At 49.7% G+C, this 16595-nt stretch carries 9 protein-coding genes; 4 read left to right on the top strand and 5 right to left on the bottom strand.

From position 1 onward, the window contains the following. The 5 genes from ACO6VE_RS11735 to ACO6VE_RS11715 form a co-directional block, all read right to left on the bottom strand. Nucleotides 1-455: IS3 family transposase (locus tag ACO6VE_RS11735; protein WP_422461421.1), on the bottom strand; the 455-nt coding region annotated here is incomplete at its 3' end. 11 nt (nt 456-466) lie between these two features. Continuing rightward, nucleotides 467-769 (bottom strand): transposase, encoded by a 303-nt coding sequence (locus ACO6VE_RS11730; protein WP_163372995.1) that lies wholly within the window; start codon nt 767-769, stop codon nt 467-469. 1125 nt (nt 770-1894) lie between these two features. Next, entirely contained in the window at nt 1895-2929 is a 1035-nt protein-coding gene (locus tag ACO6VE_RS11725; RefSeq protein WP_422461415.1) for an imelysin family protein, read from the bottom strand. Between the two features lie 35 nt (nt 2930-2964). Further along, complete coding sequence (locus ACO6VE_RS11720) at nt 2965-4002, bottom strand: CNNM domain-containing protein (protein WP_422450078.1); 1038 nt, start codon at nt 4000-4002, stop codon at nt 2965-2967. Between the two features lie 171 nt (nt 4003-4173). Next, nucleotides 4174-4341: a hypothetical protein gene (locus ACO6VE_RS11715; protein WP_422461413.1), complete on the bottom strand. Its 168-nt coding sequence runs from the start codon at nt 4339-4341 to the stop codon at nt 4174-4176. A 34-nt stretch (nt 4342-4375) separates the two neighbouring features. On the opposite strand from ACO6VE_RS11715, the gene ACO6VE_RS11710 reads away from it, so the two are divergent. The 4 genes from ACO6VE_RS11710 to ACO6VE_RS11695 all read left to right on the top strand — a co-directional run bounded on the left by ACO6VE_RS11710 (nt 4376) and on the right by ACO6VE_RS11695 (nt 16592). Then, entirely contained in the window at nt 4376-11722 is a 7347-nt protein-coding gene (locus ACO6VE_RS11710) for a hypothetical protein (protein WP_422450079.1), read from the top strand. Between the two features lie 510 nt (nt 11723-12232). Further along, nucleotides 12233-13720 carry a peptide MFS transporter gene (locus tag ACO6VE_RS11705; protein WP_422461411.1) on the top strand — a complete coding sequence of 496 codons (1488 nt, stop codon included), beginning with the start codon at nt 12233-12235 and terminating at the stop codon, nt 13718-13720. A 366-nt stretch (nt 13721-14086) separates the two neighbouring features. After that, complete coding sequence (locus tag ACO6VE_RS11700; RefSeq protein WP_422461409.1) at nt 14087-14500, top strand: RING finger domain-containing protein; 414 nt, start codon at nt 14087-14089, stop codon at nt 14498-14500. Next, the gene (locus ACO6VE_RS11695; protein WP_422461419.1) at nt 14484-16592 is read left to right on the top strand and encodes an ankyrin repeat domain-containing protein; all 2109 of its coding nucleotides are present in this window, start codon (nt 14484-14486) and stop codon (nt 16590-16592) included. The genes ACO6VE_RS11700 and ACO6VE_RS11695 overlap by 17 nt, the downstream gene beginning before the upstream one ends. Nucleotides 16593-16595: the final 3 nt, after the last annotated feature.

Below are 16595 nucleotides of genomic sequence, written 5' to 3'. Positions count from 1 at the left end.
CTTGAATAGAGGTCCATAACCACTGCCAGATACAACCATCCCTCGCGAGTCCATAAATAAGTAATATCTGTCGTATAGACCTTATTCGCCTTCGTGACTGCAAACTCCCTGTTCAGGAGATTTTCTGCAACTGGAAACTTGTGCCTGCTATTCGTCGTCACCTTGAATTTTTTCGCATACTTCACGACCAGCCCCAACCGTTTCATCAGTGTTGTTGCCTGATGGCGACCTATGCTGTAACCCTTGCTTCGCAGTGCTTTTGCCATTCTTCGGCTGCCATATGAGCGATCAGAGTCGACAAAAATCTGCTGCGCATCAGCCTCCAGGCGGAACTGTTCAGCCCTGGAGTTCTCCTGCTGAGTCTGTTGTTTCTGCCAGCGGTAAAAGCCACTGCGCCCCACTTGCATCACTTTGCAGAGTACCTGCACCGGATAGACCACCTTCTCCTGTTGTATGAATGCAAACCTTACAACAGTTCTTTCGCGAAGAAGGCCGTCGCCTTTTTTAGGATTTCCTGCTCCATTTTCAACTGGCGATTTTCAGCTTCCAGCTCTTTTATTCGCTGTTGATCAGGCGTCAGAGCTTGCTGCCCTTTGCCAGGAAAAGACATTTCCTTTTTTTCATTCTGCTCACGTACCCAGCGTCTTAGGTTACCATCATGGATACCAAGACTTCTGGCCACTTCTGTAGCAGCCTGCCCCTGTTCAACTACCATAGCAATGGCTTTACGCTTAAATTCCGGAGAATAATTCTTACGCTGCTTTGTCACTTTCTACCTCGTCATCAATGGTACTATTGTGCTTAACGAGGTGTCCTAAGTCATTAAACCACTTCACTCTCTATCAATGACGCCCAAAGTCCGTTCGTCCTGAGCGGAGTCGAAGGGCGTAAGCTCCATGCCCTGAATAAAGACTGTGCCAATCACCCTTCGACTCCGCTCAGGATGAACGGAGATTGTACACATCAAACGCATGGAAATAATGCACGGTTACACGGTTCCAATGTATTTGATGGGTTCTCTCTATCAATGACGCCCAAACTCCGTTCGTCCTGAGCGGAGTCGAAGGGCGTAAGCTCCATGCCCTGAATAAAGACTGAGCCAACCACCCTTCGACTCCGCTCAGGGTGAACGGAGATTGTACCCATCAAACGCATTGAAATAATGCACGGTTACGCGGTTCCAATGTATTTGATGGGTTCTCTCGATCAATGACGCCCAAACTCCGTTCGTCCTGAGCGGAGTCGAAGGGCGTAAGCTCCATGCCCTGGATAAAGACTGTGCCAATCACCCTTCGACTCCGCTCAGGGTGAACGGAGATTGTACATATCAAACACATTGAAATAATGCACGGTTACACAATTCCAATGTATTTGATGGGTTTTCTCTATCAATGACGCCCAAACTCCGTTCGTCCTGAGCGGAGTCGAAGGGCGTAAGCTCCATGCCCTGAATAAAGACTGTGCCAACCACCCTTCGACTCCGCTCAGGGTGAACGGAGATTGTACACATCAAACACATTGAAATAATGCACGGTTACACGGTTCCAAAGTATTTGATGGGTTTTCTCGATCAATGACGCCCAAACTCCGTTCGTCCTGAGCGGAGTCGAAGGGCGTAAGCTCCATGCCCTGAATAAAGACTGTGCCAATCACCCTTCGACTCCGCTCAGGGTGAACGGAGATTGGACACATCAAACACATTGAAATAATGCACGGTTACACGGTTCCAATGTATTTGATGGGTTTTCTCTATCAATGACGCCCAAACTCCGTTCGTCCTGAGCGGAGTCGAAGGGCGTAAGCTCCATGCCCTGAATAAAGACTGTGCCAATCACCCTTCGATTCCGCTCAGGGTGAACGGAGATTGGACACATCAACGCATTGAAATAATGTACTAATCCCCATCACTCGAATTAAAACCCAAAGGCACCTGAAGCCTGCCCGCCGTTGTGACAATCTGCTGGCTAAGTGCGTTAATGTGCTCTTTCAGCTGATAAAGCTCTTCAATCCTTCCCTGTTCAATCGCGGTGGTGAAATCATAAGGCAGGTGTTGCATGGCTGATAAGACACGGTCCAGCACCTGAACAATGCCTTGCCACAACGCCGCCTGTTCCGGATTAACGGATTGTTCAATGGCCAGGGTGACCAGCGAATCAGCGGTTGCAAGCACCGTCCGGATATTTTCCAGCGACTGCTGGCTGCGCCAGGATTCCGCCAGAAAAAGGTTGGTGCGATGTTTCCCCAGGGGCAGGGCCAGCTCTTGTTTCAGCCGTGAAGTCTGGGCATCCAGGCTGTTCAGCACCCAGCCATCCAGGCCCAGGGCATGTTGGCCTCGCTCCATTGCCATCAACTTGAGGGAATAGTTACCGGACTTTTCCCAGTTCTGCTGCAACTCCATGCTGTTGGCAAACAGTGCTTCCGTGTTTTCCATCAGAAACTGGCAATACTCGGTTTTTTTCAAGGCCAGGGCATCATTGGCCCGGGAATCGAAGAGCAGGTATTCGGAAGCGGAAAGCCCCTGGAGAATAACGCTGTCTGACCGTAATGGCACAGGGGCTGCACTTTTGAGCCGTGCTTCAACCTTGCGGCCGGTCAGGTTTTTCTTATCTGGCCAGAACTGAAAACGCCAGCCTTCCATATTCTCTTCCAGCATCAGTTGGCTAACCGCTTCCGCTGACTGCCAGCTTAACATGGTCGTACGCCACTGTTGCTGCAAGAGCCCGAAATTTTTGTTATCCGGATTAAGGCAGAATTCCGAGGCAAGGTTTCTCAGGTTCGATGCCTCAGAAACCAGGCTGGTATAACGTGGCTGGATCTGGTCTTCCAGCAAGACGGTCATGGGCGAACGGGATAAATCCGGTGTTTCAGGAAAAAACTGATCACACCCGCTCAAGCCCACCGACAGCATGATCAGTTTCAGGTATTTCATAAATTATGAACTGCCCGATTTATGGAAGAAGGCTGTCAGGAAGCGGTTGCCGTCAGGCGATGCGCCCACTTGGTTTTTGCTGCCAGCTGCATATCCACCACTTCGTCACTTTCATCGACGATTTCGCGGCCAAGCAGTGTTTCAATCATATCTTCCAGTGTCACGATACCACGGATATCGCCATATTCGGTGACCACCATGGCGATATGGCTGCGTTTTTCCAGGAACGTTGCCATCAGTTTTGGCAGTGGCTCCTTTTCCAGCACGGCAATAATCGGACGTTTCAGGCTTTCCAGTCTGGTACTGCCGCCTTCCCGAAGATGGGAAAGCAGAATGTCATTTCTCATGACAAAGCCGTTGATATCATCCGGGTCTTCACCGTACACAGGAATACGCGAGAAGCTGGAACCGGTGAACTCCTTCATATAAGCGTCAGTGGTCGTAGATTCCGGTAATGAAAACAGCACTGAGCGAGGCGTCATGATTTCCACAATCTGGAGATCACGAAACTTCAGCATGTTTTTCATCAGCTCAGACTCGACACCCTGCAGTGCACCCACCTGAAAGCCAAGGTCAGCCATCGCCTGAATTTCATCACGCAGATAAGGGTTGGTTTTGTCCTTCGGACTCAGCTTGCTGGTCAGTAACTCGGTGATCCAGATAATGGGCAGTAGCAGCTTAACCATAAAGCGCACACCAACGGCCATGACCGGAACCAGGGATTGCCACCAGGACGCACCAATGGTTTTTGGAATAATTTCAGACAATACCAGGATCAGTAAGGTCAGCACGGCGGAAAAAACTCCAACAGCGGCATCACCAAAGACTTTCGCCGCCTGGGCACCCGCACTTGCCGCACCAATGGTATGAGCAATGGTATTCAGGGTAAGGATAGCGGCCAGAGGGCGGTCAATATGATCGTGCAGCTCACGGACAATCTTTGCCCATTTGCTGTTTTTCTGCTCAAGGCTAACCACATAGGCCGGGGAGATACTGAGTAGGACGGCTTCAAACACCGAACAAACGAAGGACACCGCAATAGCGATGACAACATACGCAACAAGCGTAACCACGCATGGCTCCAAAGGTAATCAAGGGAATGCTATTCTAGCCTGAGAATTTAATCTTTGGCGATAGAAATTTCCGAATATTACATTGAATCGGATTTCCGGTTGCCCGCTACAGGGTGCTACATCTGCATACATTAAGGTACCACGATCTGTAAGTGTTGAAATTTGCGGGATTTACTCACTCATCACCGCACCCACCACCATCACCGCCGTCGCAACCAAAGCCACCACCGCCATAACGGCTATCGCAGTATCCGCCGTGACTAACGTCGGGTCGAAGTAACGTGTAAAGATACGGAACATTCTTGCTAAATTGTGGTCAAAATGAATTGTATGGATCATTTGGCCAGCTTCTGACTGGAGAAGACTTGCGGATATGAATGTTTTCGAAAGAATTTCCGGTTTATTCCTTGGAGGTATCTTCCCCTCCAGTCCTCCGGCTGTTGGCAATTCATCATCAAGTGACGAGTTATTTGATGAATACACTCCATTTCTTCAGATGTCACCGGAAGATGATACTTCTTCCAGTGGCCCGGGCCGTGAAAGACGACCAATTCATAGCTTTGATATTGCCGCAACGGAAAAAAAGAGAGCGGATACCGCCAACCCGGTGAAGTTTGACTGTGTCATCATGCCACCTGATGATGACGTAGATGCACTGTTGGACAGGCTGTCTACCTTTGAGTATCAACGTGCACAAAATGGTGAGGCCGGTGCTGAGATTCACCTGATTCAAAGTTTTGAAGATTTGTCCAGGGACAACCTGCGCCAGCGTATTCATCTGGAAGGTGGTGGCAAATGCCAGCGTTCACCCGGCAAGTTATTTGACAACAGTCGCCCGATCAAGCTGGTGGTTGATTTACAGAAGATGCACCCCAGCGATACCGTGGCACTCAATGACCTGCTTGACCCGGAAAGCCCTGCATTAAATAAAATCAGATTAGGCAGTCATGTTGAGATACTGGTCCTGGTGCAAAAAAAGCAGCTTCATACCGGTAATACCTTTTCATTGGGTGCCGATACCTGTCGGCGCATAAACCGGGTAGACAATACCTGGGATTATCAGAAAAAGCTGGCATCCCTCACCAGCGTTCCTGAAGCACACCGCTCTATTCTTGATATCTCTCCCTGCGCCCCGGATGACAATAACCCGGCCCATGAACATGAAAAGTTCTCCATTAATTTGTGTCACGGCAGTGTTCCCTGGCGGCAAACACTGCTCGGGAGCTACGGTGTTAAGGCCGATCATGGATTCGGCTGGGAGGCGGGAGCCATTGAGAGAGAGGCACCTAAAAAACTGTGGATAACCGATGCCCCCGAAGGGGATCCGGCATTTACCCAGGCGCTGCGGAATATAAAAATCACCAGGGAAATCGAAGCACAGGGAGAAAAACTGTCACTGCCTGAAGAGATGTTCTTCCGGGTCAGACAATCCGGGGGGGAAGACAGGTCCCGGCTCCTTGGCAGTATCAGGCTGCTAGCCAATATCCCTGACGGTCCGCTCATCACCATCAATTCCGCTAATGTTAAAAGCTGGCTGAGCACAGTGGGGATTAACGACAAAGGAGAGAGTTGCGAACACCATCCTCTGAAAGAAGCCATTCAGGCAGGAGGGTCAATAGTGGTGACCTCGTCATTGGAGGAGGCGCAGTGGACACAATTACTTCATCGGCTCACAACGCTGATGGAAGCAAAAGAAACGAAAGTTCCGCTGACATTGCTCGAAACCAGACAACCAGAGTCTTTTTTTCCTGCCAGGCCTGACAGTTCGCCACAATTGGCGGGTGACGCATTTGAGCCAATGATCCGGATCCAGCGCAGTGAGGATCACGAAGCACTGGTGAATGATCTGTTCAACAGACACCCGGAGGCTGAGATTGTCCGTGTCAATCCTGAAACGACCCTGACACAGCTGGTTAATAACCCACACATAGCCTCTGAAGCCAGATACCAATACGGATTCCGCTGGTCCGGCTTGATGAAGGCTTTGCAGTCAAATAAACCGGTTATCTTGTGTGGCCTGGAGCAAAACCCCAGGTTGCAGCTTGAACTGGAAACCCTGCTGTTGAAACCGGGCCACTTCTTTGTCAATGGCAGTAAAGAGCAGATACCGGCGGATTCCAGAATTTACCTGGTATGGCCTGAAGGTGTCAGGACGGAATCGCCGGTATGGCACAGTGCAATTGCCCGGGAAGTGGCCGTGACTCCGCCGGCTCCTGAACACTCCCAAGCCTGGCACAAGCTGAAAGAGGGGCTGAAAAAACTGCACAGTGCTTTAAGGACGCTGCCGGAAAGGTTTGCCACTATTAATTGGCCAGCGTTGTCGGATGCCATGGTGCAATCGGTACTGAATGAAGCCAATGCCATCGTCGCGGAGGAGGGCGGCACCGAAGCGCTTCCTGTCCACTATCGCAAAGCCGTTGCAACATTGGTGACACATGTCGCCAGAAAAGAAAAACAAGTCAGAGCGTTCGCAAAGTCAATTACCCGACAAATATGGCCCGACCCGAATGGCTATTGGGTGGATATTGATAAGCTGACTGCGGTTCTTGGGGATGGTCACCTGATCAACAGTGCCTATATTACCAGCAACGGATGGGAGCTGGTTGAACTGTTCGGCGAGGGATTTTTCTCACACCCTGAGCCAATGGCGCTTGATTATAACCAGCCTGGCCACAGGAAAACACTGATCGCGCTGCTATGTCGCCACGCCCCCAGAGTTTACCAGCGGACGTTGAAAAAAAGACTTGGGTGTGATGATGAACTCTTGAATACACTGCCTGAGGCGACCTGCCGCTCATCCGTCATTACCCGGATTCTGAACAATGCCCTGTACGCCGGCTGGGATTTTCGGAAGCAACAGAGTATTCCGGTTCAGACGCGACTGGAGAACCTCTCCACCCGGATTCTGAGAATCCAGCAAAATGCCTCCGAAAACCAGCAGCGGAATTTGATCCGCAGCCTGCTGGAACGGCAATTTATTAATATTAGTGATGATGATCCGTCGGTGCTGGAGCAAATACTTTCAAAACGCATATCCCAGTACAGCAGGGGGCTCAGGAGGCTGGCTCGACTCAAACGACGAATCCGTGGTAATAAATTGATCACCCTTGAGGGCACCACCGGTACGGGCAAAAGCTATCTCGCCCATCAGGCAGCAAAATTGTCAGGCCCTACGTTTACCCTGACCATTGGCCCCAGCGCAGAAGAGAGCCATCTCCTCAAACGGTGGGTCTGGCAACCTCAGGGTGATGACCGTGAGATGACAGAGCAGGCGGGAATTATCCTGAAATGGGCCAGAACAGAGCCCGAACCCGGTGAGATGGTGACCCTGGTGGTGGATGAAGCGAATCTTGCCGCTAATCTTCTGGATAACGTGCTGGCCGGTATCTGGTCGGCCAATCCCCATATATTCTGTGGTTCCGAAAGAGTGGACATTTCACCTCAACACCGGGTTGTGTTCACCTGTAATCCCGGTGCCTACTCCGGCCGCAGTGAGCAAACGGTCCTGCAGGATCGGGGTATAAGGGTTCACTATCCCGCTTTAAGCCCTGAGTTCCTGAAAGAACAGGTGGTCTTGCCGACACTGAACAGGCTATTTTATGGGGCCTCTTTAAAAGGGCTGGATGACACTGCGGCCCGGCAGACTGCCGACACGGTGATGGAGCTGCAAAAGCAACTGAAACTGCTGCTGCCGGACCGGGTCTTCAGCCCCCGGGATCTCACCGACGTCTGTGGCTGGATCGCCTGTCAGCTCCATTACAGCGGCAGGCGTGTCACGCAAACCCAGCTCGATGATATGGTCTGGAACGGGTTTGACAGTGTCATCGCTCACTCACTGAATAATCAGACTCAGGCGTCTTACCAGATTTTAAAGCTGTGGTTTGAGCACCGCTATGAGGCCCACAAACTGCCAGCCACTGTGACAGGATACGACCTGCGTCTTGATCAGCTTTACGACACATTCTGTCGCTATGTTAACCGGGCAAAACCTGAATTTGATACATCATCACAGTCCGTTAAATCATTAATGCAGACGCTGGCCCAGGATCTTGATCGCCTCCGTCTTGAGCATGAAAGTGGCGTTCGCCATTCAGGGCGCAGGGCGACACTGGTTGAAGGCCCGGCCGGCAGAGGCAAGGACGCAACCTTGAAGTTGCTGCTGGATATGTGGGATGCCAGTGGTGAGACGGGCAGGCCCACCAATGTCCGTTACTTCAATGCCGGAGACTGTGACTGGGCTGAACTGAAGCAAGCCATCAGGGAAGCCCAGCAGGAAGGGACGGTTCTGGTGGTTTCAGAGTTGAACATGATCAGCAGTGCCGACCTTGAAGGTGAACTCAATGATGTACTGACCGAGCCTTGCACACCCGGCTTCCACCTTTTTGCCACCACCAACCCACCGGAATACAGCGGGCGCAGCGCATTTTCACCGGCACTTAATGATCGTTTCCGGATTATCAGAATCGATGATTACAATGAGCAGGAGCTGCGCAGGATTGCCCGGCAATTATTACCCCCGGAAAACCCGGATCAAACCGCTGAGCGTATTGCCGCCCTGCATTGTTACGTTTACCAACGGTTAAAAAAATCCGGGCAGGCCCTGTTCCCGGTTTGCCGTGATCTGCAAAAGCTCGCGGCAGCAGTCACGGCACAATCGGATTTAACGGCATTATTCTGTCAGCATTACTTCCTCTATATGGCAGCCGGAAAAATCGCCAAAGAGGAGGTTGCTGGTTTCCTTCGGGATTCAATGCCAGAGCAACCAGCAACGGTAGATGGTCATCGTTACGATCACGGGTTATGCCGCTGGCTTTTTCAAACCATTCCCGACCTGGACAGGCCATTATTTATCCAACGCTCAACATCCGGTGGTTTTGGTGTCACGCAGACACGGGAACTCGTTATTGATGAGAAGCTGTCGGATAGCGATGCCAGGGCAGAAATTATCAAGCGGACTGCCCAGTGGTTATGGCGGCACGAGACCGATCTGCCAGATGATCTGGGAGTCGGTGGTGATAATCAAAGCAAGGCGCTCTATGTTATGCAGCAGCGACAGTGGTTTCGTGCACGCATAAAAGACAGCGACGTTCTACCTTCGGAGGTATTTAAGCTCAGCGGCTGGAAGGCGGGTCCTGCCGAGTTGCAGGTTTCAGCCGGGCACATGGATGCTCTGAGGTACCTGGATGGGTTCCGACACATTTTTTCAGAAAGAGAGATCTGGGAACGCTTATTGGGCGGTGACCTGCAAGTGGACATCGACAGGCCAGTTTCAGTCTGGGAGGCTTATCTGAAGCCTGCCTGTCTGCCGGTTGCGGTGGTTTGCTGTCTTCCCGCTCTTGCCATTGCACGGTGTTTGCCTTACTTGCGTCGAACAACTGGCAAGAAACTTGACGGTAATGTGACGTCTCCTGTTAGAGAGCAGCCCCGGCAACGTGTGGGTTGGAGAGATGGTGGGAATGGCTACCAATCCATAGAAACCAGAACGGTCATTGGATGTTGCGGGTCTCAATCCGAGCCTGTATGGAGGGAAAGAACATTCTACGGTGAGGACATCATGAAATATCGGTTAGATGTCATTCGTTATCAAGTGACCGGTGAAGGCGATATTTACACGAAGGATTGGACACCCGGAAAGAGCGATTTAATCAGGGTCTTTCCTGAGGCAATGGCTCCAAATACTACGGTTCAACTGTATCCGTGGGAATCTTATGGGTGTCACACAATCAAGGTCGGACCAGGCCATAAATTGTTTCCTCTGCCCGGCAGGCAACCCAGGGAGGAGATAACTGAACTTCGAACGGAGCCGGTGCGGGCTCACCAGGTATTCCTGGATAACTATACTGGCCAGCACTGGATTCGGTTTTCAGGTTTAATCATCAACTGCAGTATTCATGTCCACTATAAACTGAGCAAAAAATGCGGTGACGCTGGTCTGCTTGAAAAAGCCAATGTCAGTAAAGTGCATGATACTCAACCAGTAGCGACTCAGAAAAAAAACAAATGCTGTTGCCTCCCGGCAGAACTGTTCAAACCCCATGATCGTAATCAGCGTGATGACCTGATCTCTCCACAGGGCAACCGTTGTCCGGAACCGGTCAGGCATCGCGTTGATGTCCTGTTCAATACGGTGCGGGCAGCTGCACAAGCCCCCATAATGCTGACCGCTAAGCAGCAGTTGGTACTGGATATTATCAACGCAACGGATGATCAGGGGCGCATTGCCGCAGCAGCGGAATATTGTCGTCAGTTTGACAATCAAAGTCACCTTAAGATCAAAGATGATTTGGCACAGATTCTGCTCTCAGAGGCTGTTGGCGCTTGCAGGCACCGTGCACCTGTTTTCAAATTTATTATGCAATATTTTGGTATCACCTGCCGTATTGTTAAAAGTGAGATCCATGTCTGGGCAGAAGTCTGGAATGGCCATGATTGGGAAACCTATGATTTGGGCGGTGCTTATTCGGAAGAGGATATTCATGGCCACAATCCTTACTTTCCAAAAATTGATGTTCATGATTTCGCAGAGCGGGAGACTGACCAGTACTCCCTTACTGCTTTAGCCCCCGGGGTAGTAGGGCATTTCAAAAAAGCCAATCTGGAAGGCTTTAGTCAGGGATGTGAACGCTTGTCAACCTGCAAACAATATGACAGCTCCTTCGTTGAAGAACAAAGGCAGGTGGAAGAGTCATTATTGGCTGGTTTGAATCAAATGGCTGAGTCGGGTTCAGATGACTGCAGGCAGGTTGTGGAACATATTGAATATGCTCAACATCAACTTGATGCACCGTCTCGCTACCATCCTCCGAAGAAAATGTGGGGTTTCCTTGAATCGGTACTGACTAAGCACTTGAAGCACTGCATTGAAAAAAAAGTGACTAATATCGGATGGTGTTCTGTTTTGGCTGCTTTTATTGTCCAAAAAAAGTGGTTTAAACCCAGAGTAGACTATTCATTTAATCTCTTTCTAAATCTCAAACAGTGGCGCTGGATCGAAGCAAATGTCCCATCGTTGGGAATGCTTGCCAACCAGAATATTGAAAACTGGTATGATCTCTGGAAGAACAATGAACTCCCTTTCTCTTTCTCGAGGCGTTATACCCAACAGATCAACGAGATGGTGACGGAGATAGATGAAGACACCCTGCCCACCGGGTGCTCGGAAACCTTTGAAACGTTGTTGGGCGCTTCTGCCAAAATTGAGCAGTGGACTGATCAGCCAGAAGATGGAATACCCGATATCAGTCGTCTTCTCCATGGGATCCCTGCCTACAGAAAAGTGACCTCAAGCCAGTCCCAGGTGGGTAAGCCTCTCTTCCTGATGACCAATGGCTTTATCGATACCCGCAACCAGCCGGAAGAGACTCAAACCCGTTTTGCACACTATCTTTACAAGCGTGCCCAATCTTTGAAGGCACCCATGAGCATTGGTCTGGCCGGAAGAGAGAATCTCAGTTTCAGACCGTTCCATGTGGTTAAACCAACAAGCACGGTTGACGTTAAAAATCTGCTACTCAACTATGATAAGTTCTTTTTCCCAGGTAAGTACTACCGTGATCAATACATCTCTGAGTTTGTCGCCAAACAGAAAGACAATGCTGAAATGTTGGAAAACACCAGAATCAAAAAAATGATGGATAGCGAGGATCTGGTGGTTATCAGGTCAGAAGATGTGCAGAAGATTTATGATGAATATGTCGAAAGCCTGGGGGTACAAAGCTGAAGTGGGTGGGTGCTGTTCAGCTTCTTACAGTAGACAATAAGCATCTATCCATTTAAGGAACTGTCCCGAAATAACTTCCACATGTCCGATGTGACCCTGTCAAGAAAAAACCTTGCCACAGAGACACGAAGGCACAGAGGAAAAGATTTTTTTCTTTTCTCCGTGACTCCGTGTCTCCGTGGCAAAAAGAGGAAATTATTCCGAGACAAATCCTTTGTGCAATGCTTGCCAGCCATAGACCAGCTTTAGTCCTGCGTCCCTTCAATTGCTGGTATTTACCTTTATTTTGTGAAATCGATTTCGTTTTTTGGTTTATAAGTGTGGTTTTTCACACTTTTAGTGGGTTTTTCTTGTACTTCTTATGCTTTTGATTGTTAGAAACTCTAATACTACGAAAGGGCATAGAAAATTATTTTGTGTGTTGGTAATTCAGTGCAACGTTGTTGGAGTAATTGAGAATGGGAAGGTCGCTCCCCTCGTCTGAATGCACACATTATAAAGAGAGTTTCTATGTGGAATAAACTGAACAAGTCGATGATGTTCTGCCAAATGATGTTTGGCTTATCTTTTTATGGCGTAATGGTCATTTTGACCCGTTTCTTCCTGGAAGAGCTGCAATACAGTGAAGCAGACACCATGATGATCGTTGGTGCCTTCTCTTCCATCGGCCCTCTGTTCGCCATTGCCGGTGGCTTCATTGCTGACAAATTTCTGGGAGCCAAACGCTCACTGACGCTGGCTTACATGGCATTCGCAGCAGGTTACGCGCTGCTGGCATTTGGTGCTTCCATCACCAATGCTCCAATGGCTCTGCTGGGGATTGCTCTGGCCAGTTATGCCCGGGGCCTGATGTCTCCTTCTTACCCAAGCCTTTATAAGCGTACGTTCAAATCTCAGGAAGACTTTGAAAACTGCTACCCGATTAACTACTCGGTTAACAATATAGGTGCCCTGCTGGGTCAATATCTGTACCCAATGCTGGTGCTGGTTATTGGCTTTAAAGGTGGTTTTGCGCTCTCTTCTATCATGGCGGCTCTGGCGGTTACCATGCTGGTTATTTTCCACAAGCCACTGGTCGAGATTGGTGAAGATATCGACAAGCAGCCATTGAGCTCTATGAACATTGCTATCTTCCTGGCGCTGTCTGTTATCATGCTCGGTATGGTGTTCTTCATGTTCTCCGACATGGATACCGGCAAGTACGTTGTCTACGCCATTGGTGGTACCGCACTGTTGTATTTCATCTCCCTGATGTTCAAAGCCAGTCGGTCGGATGCTCTGAAAATGGGTACCATCCTGATCATGGCATTTCTGGCGACTGCATTCTTTGTGTACTACGGCCAGATGATGACTTCCATGACCATGGTGACTATCAATACCATGCGTGGTGAGCTGCTTGGCTTTATCCCTCTGGCTCCAGAGGCATCCATGGCGATGAACCCTCTGTGGTGTATTGTTGCAGGTCCGGCCATTGCCGCGAGTTTCACGGCTCTTGAGAAGCGTGGTATTAACCTGTCTACTGCCAGCAAAGTATCCATCTCTTTCGTACTGGTGACTATTGCATTTGGTATTCTGACCATGGCGGTTAAAGGCATTGGTACCGATGTTATTATCAGCCCGGATGTATTCCTGGTGATCCACGGTTTCCTGGCCTTTGGTGAAGTGATTGTAGGTTCTCTGGTGGTTGCCTTTATTCTTTCAGTAACACCCAAGAAGATTGAGGGTTTCTCCGTGTCCCTGTTCTACATTGCCATGGCTCTGTCTGGCATCATCGGTGCGGTGATCTCCGGCAGTATTGCCATGGAAAAAGGACAGGAAATCACCCAGCAGTTTGTTCAGGGTGTTTACGGTGACTACTTTGCCATGCTGACAGCAGCCGCCGTGGCGATGGTGATTATTGCCCAGGTGTTTTCTTTTGTTATTCGCAAGATGCTGGACAGTGCAAATCGGCCTGAAGAAGATCTGACTTCTGCGTCCCAGACACCGCTCAGGCAATAACTGGTTATCCACTGAACTCATCATGGAGCAGCACAAACTTCCATTTTTGATGCCATCGAACCGCATTTCGAGACGTATCAGCTTGTTTGTGCTCATCTCATGATCTCACACCTGACGCAGTCAAGCTGCGTCTTTTCTGTAACGCTCACCACAGCGGTTCTGTCTTTAACTTCCCAAGGCAGTGGGTCGCTATAGTTCTTAAGGAATCTTCCTGACCATCAAACCCTGCCACTTGCTCTGTTGAAGATAAAACCTGAGCCAACTATCAGCGGCAAGAAACACCTTTTATTCTTCCTTTCTTATGAGTGGAATAAGCAATAGTTTGGAATTTATAGAACTTTTTGCGTCAAGGAAGGTCTAAATGGAATGAGTATCTTATCAGGCATACGTTATAACCTTATTCAACGCATTTCTCCTGTACCCTTACACGCCGACGTTGTGAAGCAGTGTTCTGTTTGCCTGGACGAAATAACCGGCTCCCGGAGAGTTTCTGTCAATATTTGCAATCATTATTATCATACATCGTGTATTAAGAAATGGCTGAAGACAAGTAAAAATCCAACTTGCCCATTGTGTCGTCGTAATATTTGTATTATTACCGATACGGGTTTACCTCTCCACTATGCAGCTGCTCACGGCCAGCAGAAAGCCATTGGTGCTCTGATTGACAGAGGTGCGAACGTCAACTCTCGAACCAAAGACGGGAGGACGCCCCTCCACTGTGCAGCCGCTCAAGGCCAGCTGGAAGCCATTGGGACTCTAGATTGCCAGAGGTGCTGACGTCAACTCTCGAACCAAAGACGGAAGGACGCCCCTCCACTGTGCAGCCGAGACAGGCCGGCAGGAAGCCATTCATGCCCTTATTGCCGCAGGTGCGGACGTCAACGCTCGAACCAAAGACGGGAGGACGCCCCTCCACTGTGCAGCCGAGACAGGTCGGCTGGAAGCCATTGATGCCCTGATTACCGCAGGTGCGGACGTCAACTCTCGAACCACAGACGGGAGGACGCCCCTCCACTGTGCAGCCGAGAACGGCCAGCGGAAAGCCATTGATGCCCTTATTGCCAGAGGTGCCAACGTCAACGCTCGAACCGAGGAAGGAGATACGGCCCTAAAAAGGGCCAGCGACAATAAAAAGTTAAGTATCTCAATGATCAAGAGTTTTGCTAATGCTGGGTTTGATGTTAATGCACCATGTAATCATTCAGGTTCAACAATGCTTGGGTATGCCGCTGAGGCTTGTGATTGGCGGCTCGTCGACGAATTGATGGCCAAAGGTGCTGATATTAACGCCCCCAGGAATATAAAGACTAAATATACGCCCCTCCACTTTGCAGCCGCTCAAGGCCAGCAGGAAGCCATTGATGCTCTGATTACCAGAGGTGCGAACGTCAACGCTCGAACCGAGAAAGGAGATACGGCCCTAAAAAAGGCCAGTGAAAATAAAAAGTTAAGTATCTCAATGATCAAAAGTTTTGCTAATGCTGGATTTGATGTTAATGCACCATGTAATCATTTTGGTTCAACAATGCTTGCGTGTGCCGCTGAGGCTTGTGATTGGGAGTTCGTCGACAAATTGAAGGCCAAAGGTGCTGATATTAATGCCCCCAGAAATATAAAGACTAAATATACGCCCCTCCACTTTGCAGCCGAGCAAGGCCAGCAGGAAGCCATTAATGCTCTGATTACCAGAGGTGCGGACGTCAACGCTCAAACCACTGACGGGAGGACGCCCCTCCACTTTGCAGCCGCTCAAGGCCAGCAGCAAGCAATTGATGCTCTGATTGCCAACGGTGCCAACGTCAACGCTCGAACCGAGGAAGGAGATACGGCCCTAAAAAGGGCCAGCGACAATAAAAAGTTAAGTCTCTCAATGATCAAGAGTTTTGCTAATGCTGGATTTGATGTTAATGCACCGTGTAATTATTTAGGTTCAACAATGCTTGTGTGTGCCGCTGAGGCTTGTGATTGGGGGTTCGTCGACGAATTGATGGCCAAAGGTGCTGATATTAACGCCCCCAGGAATATAAAGACTAAATATACGCCCCTCCACTTTGCAGCCGAGAAAGGCCAGCCGGATGCCATTTATGAACTGATTGCCAGAAAAGCGGACGTCGATGCTCGAACCAAAAACGGGTTTACACCCCTCCACTATGCAGCCGCTCAAGGCCAGCAGGAAGCCATTGTTGCTCTGATTGACAAAGGTGCGGACGTCGATGCTCGAACCAAAAACGGGTTTACGCCCCTCCACTGTGCAGCCGCTCAAGGCCATCAGGAAGCCATTGATGCTCTGATTGACAAAGGTGCAGACGTCAGCGCTCAAACCAAAGACGGGGTTACGCCCCTAAAAAGGGCCAGCGACAATAAAAAGATAAATGTCCCAATGATCAAGAGTTTTGTTAATGCTGGATTTGATGTTAATGCACCATGTAATAATTTAGGTTCAACAGTGCTTGCGTGTGCCGCTGCGGCCTGTGATTGGGAGCTCGTCGACAAATTGGTGGCCAAAGGTACTGATATTAATGCCGGGAATATAAATAATTATACGCCCCTCCACTATGCAGCCGAGAAAGGCCAGCAGAAAGCCATTTATGCTCTGATTGCCAAAGGTGCGTACGTCGACGCTCGAACCAAAAACGGGGCTACGCCCCTCCACTATGCAGCCGGGAAAGGCCAGCTGGAGGCCATTTGTGCTCTGATTGCCGAAGGAGCAGACGTCAGAGCTCGAACCAAAGACGGGTTTACGCCCCTCAAATATGCAACCCAGCAACGTCAGCAGGCAGCCGTTGATGCCCTGATTGCCTGCGCTGCAAAGCTCAAGAAGAGAACCACCGGTGCTCATGTCCGAAAAAAAACAGTAAGACAATGCTAAAAA

The organism is Endozoicomonas sp. ALB115 (assembly GCF_049310245.1).
Taxonomy (GTDB): domain Bacteria; phylum Pseudomonadota; class Gammaproteobacteria; order Pseudomonadales; family Endozoicomonadaceae; genus Endozoicomonas.
The sequence above is the reverse complement of the archived record's forward strand: the minus strand, read 5'-3'. Positions and strand labels throughout refer to the sequence as shown.